We start from the raw sequence: 13,251 nt of genomic DNA on the forward strand, positions 1-13,251 counted from the left end.
CTGCGGGCCGCGCCCGGCGAGATCGTCGCCGTCTGCGGCCCCAACGGCGTCGGCAAGTCCACGCTGCTGCGGGTCCTGTCCGGGCTGCAGCGGCCGTCCGCGGGAACCGTGCGCCTGCACGGCCGCGACATCACCGGGCTGCCCGCCGCCACCCGGCCGCGGCTGGGCCTGTCCACCGTCGTGGGCCAGGCCGTCTGCGGCTCACTGTCGGTTGTGGACAATCTCCTTCTCCATGCCTACACCCTCGGGCGTACGCGTACCGCGGCCGGTGTCGAGGCCGCCCTGGCCGTGTTCCCGCGCCTGCGCCAGCGGGCCGATCAACCGGCGGCCACGCTGTCCGGCGGGGAGCGCCAGATGCTCGCGCTCGCCAAGGCGCTCGTCCAGCGGCCGTCGGTGCTGCTCGTCGACGAGCTGTCGCTCGGGCTCGCCCCGATCGTGGTCGGCGGCCTGCTGGAGATGCTGCGGATGCTGCGCGCCACCGGGATGACGATCGTCGTCGTGGAGCAGTCCGTCCCGGCCGCGCTGTCCGTCGCCGACCGCGTCTACTTCCTGGCCAAGGGCGCGGTCGCCGCCGAGCGTACGGCCGCGGAACTGGCCGGCGATCCCGAACTCGTGCAGGACCTGATGCTGGGCGGCCACCCGTGATCGACGCGCTCGTCCTCGGACTCTTCACCGGCCTGACCTACGGGCTGCTGGCGGTCGGCCTCGTCCTCGTCTACCGGTCGAGCCGCTTCCTCAACTTCGCACACGGCTCGATCGGCGTCTTCGGCGCGGCCGTGCTCGCCGTCCTCGTCCGGACCGGCCTCGGCTACTGGGCGGCGCTTCCCGCCGCACTGCTCGCCGCGGCCGCGATCGCCGCCCTCGTCGAGGCCGGGGTCGTCCGCCGGCTCGCCGGCCGCCCGCCCGTCACCGGGATGATCGTGACCCTCGGGCTGTCGCAGTTCCTGCTCGTCGCGGCGCTGCTGATCGACGGGGGCGGGCTGTCCGGCCTGACCTATCCGAAGCCGCCGGGGCTGCCGACGATCACCGTAGGGCGTACGCCCATCGGACCGGCCTTCGTCGCCATGGCCCTGCTCACCCCGGTCGTCCTCGGCGGACTGGCCCTGTTCCTGCGGCGTACGCGCTACGGCCTCGGCATCCGGGCCGCCGCCGACGCGCCTGAGACGGCTCGGCTGAACGGCGTACCGGCGCACCGGATGGCGTCGTTCGCGTGGGGCATCGCGGGCGCGGTGGCGGCGTTCTCCGCCATCCTCGTCACCCCCACACAAGGTACGCAGTCGGTCGACACCCTCGGCCCGGACCTGTTGCTGCGCGGCCTCGCCGGTGCCGTCGCCGGGCGGATGACGTCCCTGCCGAAGGCGTTCGCCGCCTCACTCGCGATCGGGGTGGGGGAGCGGCTGCTCCTGGCGGCCGGGGCGAGTTCCGGCGTCGTGGAGGCCTGCCTGGCCGGCTTCGTCCTCGTCGTGCTGCTCTCCCAGCCGCGCCTGGGCCGCCGGGACGCGGGCGCGCCGGGCTGGCTGCGGCCGCCGGCCGCCCATCCGTGGGCCGGTCGCGCCGTCACCCTGGCCGGTCTCGCGATCGCGGCGGGGCTCGCGTACGCCGTCAGCAACGACACCGCCTCGGCGCTCACCTCGATCGCCGGGTTCGCCGTGGCCGGGCTCTCGGTCCTCATCGTCACCGGTCTCGCCGGGGAGCTGTCGCTCGGCCAGTTCGCGTACGCCGGCATCGGCGCGGCGGTCAGCCTGCACGTGGCCGCCGCGACCGGACGGTTCGTCCCGGCGCTCGCGGCCGGATGCGCCGCCGGAGCGCTCGCGGCGGTGCTCGTCGGCCTGCCCGCGCTGCGGCTGCGGGGGCTGCCGCTGGCCGCCACCACCCTCGCGTTCGCCCTGGCGACCAGCGCCTGGCTGCTGCGCCTGCCGATCCTCCTCGGCGACGGCGTGACCGCGGCCAAGCCGTCGTGGGGCGGCTACCCGCTCGACCTCGCCAAGGACTACTACCTGTACGCCGTCGGCGTCCTCGGCCTCGCGTTGTGGCTGACGTACAACGTGCGGCGCAGCGGCTTCGGCCGGGTCCTGATCGCCCTGCGGGAGAACGAGGACGCCGCCCGGGCGTTCACCGTCGGCGTACCGCTGCGGCGCCTGCAGGCGTACGCGCTGGCCGGTGCGCTCGCGGGGCTGGGCGGCGCGGTCATCGGCCACGGGCAGACGCAGGTCACCGTCAACAGCTTCCCCGCGTCGGCCGGCATCGACGTGGTGGCCCTGGTGGTCGTCGGCGGACTCGGCCTGCTCGGCGGGCCCGTGCTCGGCGCGATCCTGCTGATCGGCCTGCCCGCCCTGCTCGACCTCGGCATCGCCGGGCAGGCGGCGCTGACGCTCGGCTGGCTGGCCGTGATCGTGTTCCTGCCGGACGGGCTCGGCGGAACCCTGGCCCGCCTCGGCCGCCGGCTGCTGCCCCGCCGGACACCGCCGCCGCCGGAGGTGCCCGCCGAACCCGTGCTGCCCGCCCGGACCCTGCCTGTGCCGCCCGCCGATGCGGCCCTCCTGCGCGTACGCGGCGTCGCCCGGTCCTTCGGCGGCGTCCAAGCGGTGTCCGGAGTGGACCTGGACGTCCGGCCGGGCGAGATCGTCGGGATCATCGGACCCAACGGTGCCGGCAAGACCACGTTCTTCGAGATCGTCGCGGGTTTCACCCGGCCCGCCAGCGGCACGGTGACGTTCGCCGGTCGCGACGTGACCACCTGGAGTCCGCAGCGCCGAGCCCGGCTGGGCCTCGCCCGGTCCTTTCAGGACGCCCGCCTCTTCGCCACCCTGAGCGTACGCGAGGCGCTGATGGTCGCCGGTGAGCGCCGCCATCCCAGCGGCCTGGTCTCGGCCGTGCTGGGCGCGCCCGGCCCGGACCGCCGCAAGGCCGCAGGCGCCGACCGCCTGATCGCGCTGCTCGGCCTGGGCACGGTCGCCGACCAGCCGATCGGTCAGCTGTCCACCGGCACCCGCCGCTTCGTCGAGCTGGCCTGCCTGCTCGCCCTCGAACCGGCCCTGCTGCTGCTCGACGAACCCTCGTCGGGCGTCGCCCAGGCCGACGGGGCCGCGCTGGCCGATCTGCTGCTGCGGATCAACGCCGAACTCGGCGTCGCCCTCGTCGTCATCGAGCACGACCTGCACCTGCTCGCCCGCCTCGCCGACCGCCTGGTCGCGATGGAATCCGGCCGGGTGATCGCCGACGGTCCCGCCGGCGAGATCCGCGCCCATCCCGAGGTCGTCGCCGCCTACCTGGGCGGCGTACCCCTCGGAAAGGAGACCGTGTGAACTGGACTCGCCGGGCCGCCGCGGCGCTGGCCGCCGCGCTGCTGGCCGTGTTCGTCCTCCCGCCGCCCGCGTGGTCGGCGCCCGTGCTGACCCTCAGCAAGTCCAGCGGCCTGGCCGACGGCGAGCGGATCACCGTGAGCGGCCGGGGCTTCACCGCGAACCTCAAGCAGATCGCCATCGGCGAGTGCATCGCCGAGGTGAAGGGACCGACCGACTGCAACCTCGCGGGCGGCGCCCAGTTCGTCAACGCGGACGCCACGGGCAAGATCCCGACGATCACCCTCAAGCTCGCGAAGAAGTTCGCCACGTTCGACTGCACGAAGCGCCAGTGCGTGATCGCCGCCCAGCTCATCCCATCGGCGGCCACGCCCGCGGAGGTCGCGGCCAACAAGGCGGCCACCCGTATCTCCTTCGGTACGCCGGCCGCCTCGAAGTCGCCCACCCCCGCGACTTCCCGAGTTGCTTCCCCGACCACCTCCAGCAGCGCTGGACTGGCCAAGACCGGGCCGGGCGACGAGCGGTGGGTGCTCATCCTGGCTGGGACGGCCCTCGCCCTCCCCGGCATCGGCCTCCTCCTGCTGTTGCCGCGCCGCCGCCGCACCGCGACCGCCCGCTAGGTGGGTCTCCGGTCGTGGGGCGAAGACCGAGGTGGCTTCCTGGCTGTCCCGTTGGCCGGAAGCCCGTCCCGATCTTCGTGCCGCGACCGGAAATCCACCTCGATCATGCAGGTGGTTGCGCCTTTCCCGATTCGGACGATCGCCGCAGGAGTCGCCCACGCATACGGGCGGAGAGCCTCATCCTGGGCCAAGATCCGATGCGATGGGTCGGGGGCGGCCTGATCCCCTTGCGAATCAGGCCCGGTTTGCCGATATGGCGGTAGTTGATCGCCGGCCGCCGCGCGGGCGGCGCGATCGCGGTCCGGAAAGCATGATCAAGTACCCGGATGCAGTCAAAACCCCGCCGTTTTTGCAGATCCCCGGCTCTTGATCAAGCAGGGGACATCAACTACTACAGCTTTCGGGTACTCGATCACGGCGCCCGTCGCGGCGGGCTCGGCCGCTGCGGACGATCCGGGCAAGGTGCCGACGATCGCATGATCGAGGCGGTTTCCGGCTGTGCCGCGAAGATCCAGGCGGTTCGCCGGCTGCTCCGGCGACGGGCGGGGCGGTCAGTGGTCGCGCAGGAGGGCGCCGGCGCCGTACACCTTGTCGGTGATGCCGTTGTCGCGCAAAGCCATCCACCAGGTCGCCGCGTTGATCGCGATGACCGGCTTGCCGAGCCAGCGCTCCGCCTCGTCGGCCAATCGGACCATGGAAAGGTTCGTTCCACACTGGACGATCGCGTCGACGTCGTCGGCGTTCACAGCCAGGATGGCGCGGCGCAGCTCGTCCTCGGTCACGTGGGCGATCGCGACGGCCGTCGGGCAGCGCAGCCCTTCGATGGCGGCGACGTCGAAGCCGATCTCGTTGAAGAAGCGGACGACGTTCTGGTCGCCGACCGGCTGGTAGGGCGTGACGATGCCGATGCGGCGGGCGCCGAACAGCTGCAAGGCCCGTTCGCACGCCTCCGCGCCGGTGGCCACCTGCAGGCCGGTGATGTCGTGGATCTGGCGTACGAACTCGCGGTTGCCTTCGACGCCGCCCCAGAAGGTCTCCGCCGACATGCCCATGACCATGTAGTCCGGTTCGCAGGTCAGTACGCGTTCACAGGCCGCGCCGATCTCGGCCCGGATCTGCACGAGCAGGTTCTCGAAGTTGGCGTCGTCGGACAGATCCTGGTTGCGGATGTGGATGCGGGAGAAGTGCGCGGTCACGCCGGGCACGGTCATCGCGTAGAAGTCGGGTTCGACGATCGTGTTCGTGGAGGGGGCGATGACGCCGAACTTGCGGCGCCAGCCGAGAGCGTCGGTCATGCGATCACCTCGGATGCGGAAGGCCGGTACGCGCGGACGGTCAGCCAGGCGGCCAGCAGCAGCGCGCCCTGCGCCACCGTGTTGACCGACTGCTCGATCCACTGGAACGTCAGAGTCGAATGGGAAGCGCTGTGCCGCAAGGGAACCAGGCCGAGGACGGCCAGGACGCCGACGGCGTACAGGGCGACGGCGGGCCATCGCCCGCGGCGGGCGGCGTAGATCGCCCCGGCCACGCTGAGCGCGGTGACCGCAGCGGTCGCCAGAACGAACACAGGCTGCATCGACATCGAAAGAAGAGCGCCGCCCAAGACAAGGAGAGCAAGAGCGGCGAAGGGCCACCACGGCCACCGGAACAGCGCCCACAGGAGCAGGAGCGCACCCAGCGCCATCAGCGGGAAGAGGGCGGCTTCGAGCCACGGCACGTCGGTCGAGGCGGCCGAGACCAGCAGCTTCCACAGGCACTTGGCCAGGCCGCCGGCCACGATGCAGATCGCGCCGAGCCGCCCCGCGCGTACCCGGAAAGGGGTGGGGGAAAGGCCGGCGAGCAGGAAGAAGGCGGCGAAGGCCAGGAGGGTCGGGACGAGGTCTTCCAGGGCGAGGGCGACGGGGTAGTTCATGACAGGACGTCGCGGGACCGGAAGGGCGCGGTCAGGAAGCGGCCGGTGGCCTTGCCGCGGGTGAGCCAGGCGACGCGGCTGCCGTTGGGGCCGCCGCGCAGGACGCGCTCGGCGAGCCAGGGGGTCACGGTCTCGACCCGGTCGGCGAGGATGTTGAAGATCTTCCGCACCTTCGCCAGTTCCTCGGGCGTGTAGTCGTGGGTGAGCAGATCGGTGACGACCATGCCGGGGGAGAGGTGGTGCACGGTGACGCCGGTGCCCGCGACCTCCTTGGCGAGGCTGTCGGTGACGTAGGTGACGGCCCGCTTGGTCGCGCCGTAGACGGTGAGGCCGGGCTGGCGCATGCCGTTGGAGCCGAAGCCTTCCATGTTCCACAGCGCCCCGGAGCCCTGCGCGGTCATGCCGCCCAGCACCACGGCGCTGGTGTGCAGCAGGCCGGTCAGGTTGAGCCCGACGGTGGCGTCGATCGCCGCCGGGTCGAGTTCCCACAGTGGACGCCGGGCGGGGGACATGCCCGCGTTGTTGACCCACACATCGACCCGGTCGAACCGCTCGATCGCCGTGTCCCACAGGGACTGCACGGCGGCACGGTCGGTCACGTCGGCGACGACGCCGACGCTGCCCGGCACGAGCTTCTGCGCCTCGGCGACCTCGCGGCGGCCGCAGAAGACCACCTGCGCGCCGCGGGCGGCGAACTCGCGTACCAGGCCGAGACCGATGCCGCGGGTGCCGCCGGTCACCACCACGACCTTGTTCATCGCGCCTCCCAGTCGAGCACTCCGTGCAGGACGCGGTCCAGGACGTTGCCCTGGAACACCTCGTAGACCACGGCCAGCCGGCCGCCCGCCGACATGCCGGGCTCGCTGTCGATCGCGAACTCGCGCGTCTTCACCTTCACCGCGTCGGTGAAATGCCACCAGCCGAACACCGCGCGCCCGAATCCGGCCGCGTTGCCCCAGATCTCGGGCCCCTCGTAGAAGTGCCGGTTGCCGTCGCGCCGCGCGACGCACGAGGCCGTCCGCTCGATCGCGCCGCGCCAGCTCACCGTCCGCCGCGTGTGCAGCAGGTCGACGGGCTCCACCCCCAGCTCCACCTGTACGCTGCCCCGCTTCTCCTGGTCGGCGCCCCAGGCTTCCAGCGTCCCGGCGTACGCGCCGCGCTGCTTGGTCGGCAGGATGAACGGGACCGGCCCCCGGCGGGACTCCCCGTCCAGGAAGGCGCGTACGCGTTCCCTCGTGGCCGGGTTCTCGCCGTGGTCGGTCGTGCGGGTGTAGACGCCGTTGAAGCAGCCGACGACGGCCCAGCCCTGGTAGAGCGTGGACGAGTAGACCTGGGTCTCGCCGTCGGGCAGCACCTGGTTCCAGGTGTTGAGGTCGACCTGCCAGCCCGGACCGTAGTAGTGGGAGTCCACGAAGGACCCGTAGGGCTGGCCGGTGCCGTAGAAGTCCGGCCCGGTGTAGACGCGGTCGGCGTCGGAGTCGACGACCCCGAAGGCGAACGGCGCGCCCAGCCGGAACTGTCCGGCCAGCGGGCCGCCGCCGATGAGGCCGCCGTCCATGTAGTAGGTCGTCACGCCGTCGGCGAAGACCGACGAGCGGCGGATCTCCTCGAAACCGCACCAGGTCCCGGTCGCGTCGAACAGCGACGGGCGGCCGTGCCACTCGCCCGCGATCCGCTTCTGCCACTCGCTGGGCCCGTTCGTGTTCTCGACAGCCCTCTCACTCATCGGCCAGCAGCTCCCGCCGGATCGCGTCGGTGGTGTCGTCGCCGAGCAGCCGGGACACCTGGGCCCAGACCGGGTCGACGTCGCGGCTGAAGATGTTGGCGCGGACGGCCGCGTCCCGGGCGGCGAGATCCGTCCCGGCCGGCGCGGGCAGCCCCTTCTCCACCAGGTCGCCCCAATGGCCGGCGTACGCGTCTACGGCCGCCCGGATCTGCCCGAACGCCTCCTCGGTGGCGCGGTGCACCAGCATCCAGGGCGACATGACCGCCCGCTGCCGGGGCCCGACCGCCGCCGGGGTCAGCCCATCCAATGTGGACGTCCGCTCGAACGTCTCGGTCAGCGGCCGGTACGCGGCGTCCAGGTACTCCAGGTTGGTCGCCAGGTCGGCCCGGGAGATCAGGTCGAGGTGGAACGCGTGGTACGAGCCGCCGTAGACGGAGTCGAGCGTGAAATGCGGCACGGCCGAGTCCGCCGGCGTGAACGCGAAGATCATGTGGCTGTCCAGCTGGATCGGCGGCACGACCAGCCCGACGTAGACCAGCTTGGCCACGGCGTCACCCCGGAAGATCCGGGTGTGCCCGACCGGGTGCGGCGACATCGGGCTCACCAGATCGGCCAGCGGCGTCTCGACCTCCGTGAGGCCGTGGCGCGAGACGATCGCGCGCAGGGTCTGGTCGCACAGGTCGAACGGCAGGCTCATGCGGACTCCTCGGCAAGGGGTGCGGTGTCGGCGGACGCCCAGGCGTCGGCCACGCTGGGGTGCTCGCCCCGGGCCTTGTGCACCCAGGCGCGGGCGAGTTCGGGGTTCTCCCGGCGGGCCGGGCTCGGGATGACCGTCGCCGTACGCTTCGGCACGTCACCGGTGATCGTGTCCTCGTCGGACAGCAGCCAGCCCTGCGCCGCCAGCTCCTGCCGCCGCCGCCGGTACGCGACCGCGATCAGGTCGCTCTTGATGTGCAGTTCGGCGCCGAGGTCGAACGGGAGCAGCTCGGGGCGCACCTTGTCGACGACGGCCGCGTCCTGATAGAAGATCTTGAGCGTACGCTGGACCGCGTTCTTGTCGGCCCACTTGCCGGTGAAGAACGTCCGCAGCGCCACCCACTTCACGAGCGTGTGCGTGTCGTCGATCGGGATGTTCGTGTCGTAGATGACGAGGTCGCCGATGGGCAGCCGGACGTGTAGCTTGATCATGTTCGGCAGCATCCACCCCGCCGACGTGCGCACCGGCGGCCGGTTGGCCAGCTTGGCCTTGTCCCGGTTGAGGGCCGCCCAGAGGCCGCGCGGGCGTGGCGGGTGCAGGTCGACCGTGGCGAACGCCGACCATTCGTCGGGCTGGTCGAGCTCGTACTCGGGCACCTCGGGGCGCTCGGGGTTGCCGAACGCGCCCGCGTGGACGAACGGCGCGTGCGCGATGTCGCAGCCGTTCTCCAGGATGCGCTCGTAGTTGGCGTTCCAGAGGAACTCGCCGGTGACCGCGCGGAACCTGCCGCCGTTCTCGACGAGGTCGTCGAATTCCGGCCAGACCGGCATCGGCGGCCGCTCGGCCTCGGGCAGGTCGCCGAGGTAGACCCAGACGAAGCCGTACTTCTCCTGCACCGGGTACGAGTCGACGCGGGCCTTACGCGGGATCGGCCGGCCGGGCAGGTTCGCGGGGATCTTGGTGCACTGGCCGTCCGGCTCGTACTCCCAGCCGTGATACGGGCACACGATGCAGTCGTCCTTGACCGTCCCGCCCGACAGCGCCGCCCCCCGGTGTACGCAGAGGTCCGACAGCGCCACCGGCCGCCCCTTCGGCGTGCGGTAGAGCGCGAGGTGCTGGCCGAGGGCGGTGACGCGTACCGGCTTGGTGGTGACGCGGTCGGCGAATTCGACCGCGTACCAGAAGTTCTTCAACATGGCTTACCTCCGCTGCAGTGCTGCGACGCCGGGGGCGGCGAGGAGCGGGTCGAGAGCGTCGGCGGCCCCGCCGAGATGGCGGGCGCAGAACGCCGTGACGAGGTCGCCGAGCAGGTCGCGGATCGCCTCCGGGTCGCCTTCGGCGTCGCGGTCCAGGAAGGCGCGCGCCGCGGTGTGGTCGACCGGGTCCGCGATCGCGAAGTGGTTGGCCCCGGCCAGGTGGACGAGCAGGTTCGCGCCGTCCCGGTCCGGCAGGGCCTCGTCGAACGTCCGCGCGATCGGGTCGCGCCGGGTCGCCGCGTCCTCGCCGTAGCGGTCGGCCGAGCCGAGGATGACGCCGTCGCGCGTACCGGCGGCGAGCAGGACCGGGCAGTCGGCCTGGGCGGGCAGCACGGTTCCGGCCGGCCAGCCGAGCATCGTGGCGACCATCGTGTGCGCGCCGTACGTAGCGACGGCCTTCACCTCGGGGAAGTACCGCGCCGACTGCAACGCGACCGTCCCGCCCGCGGAGTGCCCGATGAGGGCCACCCGGCTCAGGTCGAGGACGCCGTCCAGCGGCTCGCCGAGCTTCGCCACCGCGTCCAGCACCGGCCGCAGTGACGGCGTCGTCGGGCGGGTGCCGTAGCCGGCCGGGCGGGCGGCGTCGAGGTCCACGCCGGGGGTGATGCCGTTGAGGCCGCCGAAGAGCGTACCGACCCAGTCGTAGGTGACCGCGGCGATCCCGGCGGCGGCCAGGCGGCAGGCCAGCCACCGGTACGCCTCCTGCCCGACGTTGACGCCGGACACGATGACCGCCACCGGATAGGGCGCGCCGGACCGGTCGGCGGCCATCACGCCCGACAGCCGCTCGCGGTCGCTGCCGTCGGGCGCGGCCGGGTAGAACACTCGCAAGTGGACGGTGTCGTAGGGCGGCTCGTGCCCGGGCACCGCGGCCGCCGCCCAGATCGAGCGGATCACCGGGCTCGGCGTCTCTGAGTTCACAGCGGCCGCGCCAGCTGCCGGTCGCCGCCCCAGAGGCCGCGTACCAGCTTGTCGGTGGTCTCCTGGCCGAAGAAGCGTACGCCCATCACGTTGGCCGGGTCCCGCTCGGCGATGTTGCGCCGCACGCGCAGGTCGGTCTCGGCCAGCGCGGCCCGCTCGGCGGCCGGGACCGGTTCGGCGGCGTCGACCCAGCCCAGCCACCGGTCGACGTGGGCGTGCAGGCGCGCGGCGACGATGTCGAGGTTGCGCTCGCTGCGCTCGAACGAATAGCAGTACGCCGTCGGGCTCAGGCTGGCCCGGATGAACCCGGCCCGGCTGACGAAGTACTCGAACTGGGGGTCGCCGCGCAGCTCCAGCCATTCGGCGTCGAGCGGGGCGTAGTAGCGGTCGTAGTAGTCGCCGTCCACCATGAGGTTCGTGCGCGGCACCGAGTCGAGATAGAACCAGCCCTGCGGCCAGACGAGCAGGGCGATGCCCAGGTGCGGCACCTTGATCTGCGGCCCGAGCCAGCAGGTCAGGTGGAGGTTGGCGAAGCTGGCGGCGGGATTGCCCAGCCACGAGTGCACCATCCAGTCCACCTCCGGCCCCGCGTACGCGGCCAGCGAACCGCCCGGCCCGTCCGGATAGCCGCCGTAGCTCTCCAGTTCCAATGTGGATGGATCGCGGGCCGTCTCGAACCGGGCGTCGATCTTCGCCTTCAGCTCGGCCAGCAGCTGCTGGTACCGGTGGAACGTGTCGTGCACGTCGACCACGGGCGACGAGTCGACCATGTCCTCGACGTGCTGGAGGGTCTCGGCCACCGTGGCCTACCTTTCGAGGAGGGCGCCGACGAGCCGCCAGGGACGGCCGTCGACGAGGTTGGTCTGCCGGGAAACGTTGCGGTTGGCCGCCTGCGCGGGCGCGACGGTCGCGCGTACGGCGCTCGCGTCCGGTGGCACCGGCGTGACGAGGGGGTGGCTGATCCGCCCGGTGAACGGGTTCGCCCAGGCGGTCCAGAGGGTGAAGTCGGGGGAGAGGGCGTAGATCGCGCCGGGCTTCCCGGCGGGCGCCGCGGCGATCACGTTCAGCCGGTTCTCGGCCGCCCGCTCCGGCAGCCCGTACGCGAGTTCCCAGTCCTCCTGCGGGTCGACCGCGGCCACGACCACGTCCGCGTCGGCGATCGCGGCCAGCCGGAACGTCTCGGGGTAGATGGTGTCGTCGCCCGCCAGCAGGATCAACCGGCCCCACGGCAGATCGAAAGTGGACAGCTGGCTGTCCGTCCAGTCCGGTGCCCCCGCCCGCTCGTCCGCCCGGCGGTGCAAGGGCGCCTGCGCGCCCAGCACGCCCGTCGCGTCGACGAGAACCGTGTGCGCCCCGCCGGTCGCGACGCCGTGGGCGGCGCTCCCCGCCAGCGCGGCTACCAGATCCACCGGGGCCAGGCCGTCGGCCACCACCAGTTCCACGCCGTCCAGTGCCGCGCTGCGCGCCTCGGCGGCTGCTGCGGGTCCGCGTACGAGCGCGACTCGCAGGCGCTCGACGCCCGCCGGGCGCAGCCGGCCGGTCGGCTGTTCGGCGAGCGGTCCGTAGAGGTCGGGGCGGCGGGACGCGTACACGTGGGTGCCGTCGGGGCGCTGCTTCGCGTCGGCCAGCGCCGGGTCGATGTCCGCGATCACGACCGCCTCGCCCGTGCGCGGTCCCCGCGCGACCACCGTGCCGTCCGGCGCCACGATCTGGCTCTCGCCCGCGCCGTGCAGCCATTCCGGGGGTACGCCGAGCGCGGCGCTGATGCGCGGCAGGTGCTCCTCGGGCAGCAGCGGGCCGACCTTGTTGGCCGCGACGACCCACACCTTGTTCTCGGCCGCGCGGACCGGCACGTGCAGGCTCGCCTCGTCCGTGGCGAACGAGTTCAGGCTGTTGAGCAGCAGCTGCGCCCCGCGCAACGCCAGTCCCCGGGTCACCTCGGAGATGACGCCTTCCATGCAGGCGTACATGCCGATGCGGCCGAGCGGGGTGTCGATCACCGGGCCGGTCTCGACCGCGGGATCGAGATGGTCGTTCTCGGCGCCCATCAACGTCTGCTTGTCGCACCGGCCGAGCACCGTGCCGTCCGGTCCGAACAGGAAGTTCGTGCCGCCCGTGCGCCCGTCCGCGTACGCGTGCGTGACGTTGATCTTCACGTGTAACCGGTGCCGGGCGGCCCGTTCGGCGACGGCGGACAGGAAGTCGTCACCGTCCCGGGTGGCCAGCTCGTGCGCCTGCTCGCGGGACGCGTACCAGGAGAGGTGGTTGCAGAACTCCGGGAGCACGACGAGCTGCGCGCCCTGCGCGGCGGCGGCGTCGATCAGGCGCAGGCAGGCGGCGAGGTTGGCCGCGATGTCCTGACCGGCTTGCAGTTGGACCGCCGCGACGCGGATGGCTGCCATTCTCGGGCCTCCGGTTCCCCTAGCGAAACGCTGTTTCCAGAAACTACACTCCGAACAACTTTTGCAACAGGGGTCCGACGGAGGTTGCCGTGCTTGTTCACGTGGTCGTGATGAAGTTCGCCGACGCGGCCGACGCCGCCGGGGCGAAGGCGCGGCTGGAGGCGCTGATCGGGGTGGTGCCGTCGATCCGGTCGCTGCGCGTGCACCTCGACGAGCTGCGGACCGAGGTGTCCGGCGACCTGGTCATGGTCAGCGAGCACGACGACGCGGACGGGCTGCGCGCGTACCAGGCGCATCCCGCGCACCTGGAGGTCGGCGCGTGGCTGCGGACGCGCCTGTCCGCCCGGACGGCCGTCGACTACACGGCGGCCCCGGCAACAGCTTCGATGACCGAATAGTTCGACCATCGAAGTAG

Annotated in this window: 12 protein-coding genes and 1 pseudogene; 4 read left to right on the forward strand and 9 right to left on the reverse strand. The window is 72.4% G+C overall.

What is annotated here, in order from left to right; all coding sequences use genetic code 11:
• The 3 genes and pseudogenes from G401_RS0115170 to G401_RS0115180 all read left to right on the forward strand — a co-directional run.
• Nucleotides 1-645: pseudogene (locus G401_RS0115170) on the forward strand (ABC transporter ATP-binding protein); the annotation flags it as partial.
• Entirely contained in the window at nt 642-3,305 is a 2,664-nt protein-coding gene (locus tag G401_RS0115175; protein WP_027343165.1) for an ABC transporter permease subunit, read from the forward strand. The pseudogene G401_RS0115170 and the gene G401_RS0115175, both read left to right, overlap by 4 nt.
• Nucleotides 3,302-3,922: a neocarzinostatin apoprotein domain-containing protein gene (locus G401_RS0115180; RefSeq protein ID WP_027343166.1), complete on the forward strand. Its 621-nt coding sequence runs from the start codon at nt 3,302-3,304 to the stop codon at nt 3,920-3,922. Before G401_RS0115175 ends, G401_RS0115180 begins: the two co-directional genes overlap by 4 nt.
• 551 nt (nt 3,923-4,473) lie before the next feature.
• Here the strand turns inward: G401_RS0115180 and G401_RS0115185 are convergent.
• From G401_RS0115185 to G401_RS0115225, 9 genes are read right to left on the reverse strand one after another with little or no spacing between them, the layout of a single operon-like run.
• Nucleotides 4,474-5,217: a maleate cis-trans isomerase family protein gene (locus G401_RS0115185; protein ID WP_027343167.1), complete on the reverse strand. Its 744-nt coding sequence runs from the start codon at nt 5,215-5,217 to the stop codon at nt 4,474-4,476.
• On the reverse strand, nt 5,214-5,834 hold the full coding sequence (locus tag G401_RS0115190) for a hypothetical protein (protein ID WP_027343168.1): 621 nt from the start codon (nt 5,832-5,834) through the stop codon (nt 5,214-5,216). The genes G401_RS0115185 and G401_RS0115190 overlap by 4 nt, the downstream gene beginning before the upstream one ends.
• Complete coding sequence (locus tag G401_RS0115195; RefSeq protein ID WP_027343169.1) at nt 5,831-6,592, reverse strand: SDR family oxidoreductase; 762 nt, start codon at nt 6,590-6,592, stop codon at nt 5,831-5,833. The genes G401_RS0115190 and G401_RS0115195 overlap by 4 nt, the downstream gene beginning before the upstream one ends.
• A complete protein-coding gene (locus tag G401_RS0115200; RefSeq protein WP_027343170.1) occupies nt 6,589-7,560 on the reverse strand; it encodes a hypothetical protein in 972 nt (323 codons plus the stop codon). The genes G401_RS0115195 and G401_RS0115200 overlap by 4 nt, the downstream gene beginning before the upstream one ends.
• On the reverse strand, nt 7,553-8,257 hold the full coding sequence (locus G401_RS0115205) for a hypothetical protein (RefSeq protein ID WP_027343171.1): 705 nt from the start codon (nt 8,255-8,257) through the stop codon (nt 7,553-7,555). The genes G401_RS0115200 and G401_RS0115205 overlap by 8 nt, the downstream gene beginning before the upstream one ends.
• Nucleotides 8,254-9,453 (reverse strand): aromatic ring-hydroxylating dioxygenase subunit alpha, encoded by a 1,200-nt coding sequence (locus tag G401_RS0115210; protein ID WP_027343172.1) that lies wholly within the window; start codon nt 9,451-9,453, stop codon nt 8,254-8,256. Before G401_RS0115210 ends, G401_RS0115205 begins: the two co-directional genes overlap by 4 nt.
• A 3-nt stretch (nt 9,454-9,456) precedes the next feature.
• Nucleotides 9,457-10,434 (reverse strand): alpha/beta hydrolase family protein, encoded by a 978-nt coding sequence (locus G401_RS0115215; protein ID WP_027343173.1) that lies wholly within the window; start codon nt 10,432-10,434, stop codon nt 9,457-9,459.
• Nucleotides 10,431-11,234, reverse strand: a complete 804-nt coding sequence (locus G401_RS0115220; protein WP_027343174.1) for an oxidoreductase — start codon at nt 11,232-11,234, stop codon at nt 10,431-10,433. The genes G401_RS0115215 and G401_RS0115220 overlap by 4 nt, the downstream gene beginning before the upstream one ends.
• A gap of 6 nt (nt 11,235-11,240) precedes the next feature.
• On the reverse strand, nt 11,241-12,836 hold the full coding sequence (locus G401_RS0115225; protein ID WP_027343175.1) for a carbon-nitrogen hydrolase family protein: 1,596 nt from the start codon (nt 12,834-12,836) through the stop codon (nt 11,241-11,243).
• A gap of 89 nt (nt 12,837-12,925) precedes the next feature.
• Between G401_RS0115225 and G401_RS0115230 the strand changes: the two genes are divergently transcribed.
• Nucleotides 12,926-13,234 carry a Dabb family protein gene (locus G401_RS0115230; RefSeq protein WP_027343176.1) on the forward strand — a complete coding sequence of 103 codons (309 nt, stop codon included), beginning with the start codon at nt 12,926-12,928 and terminating at the stop codon, nt 13,232-13,234.
• The last annotated feature ends 17 nt before the right edge of the window (nt 13,235-13,251 follow it).

The sequence above is a fragment of the Hamadaea tsunoensis DSM 44101 genome (assembly GCF_000428945.1).
In the GTDB taxonomy this organism is placed as follows: domain Bacteria; phylum Actinomycetota; class Actinomycetes; order Mycobacteriales; family Micromonosporaceae; genus Hamadaea; species Hamadaea tsunoensis.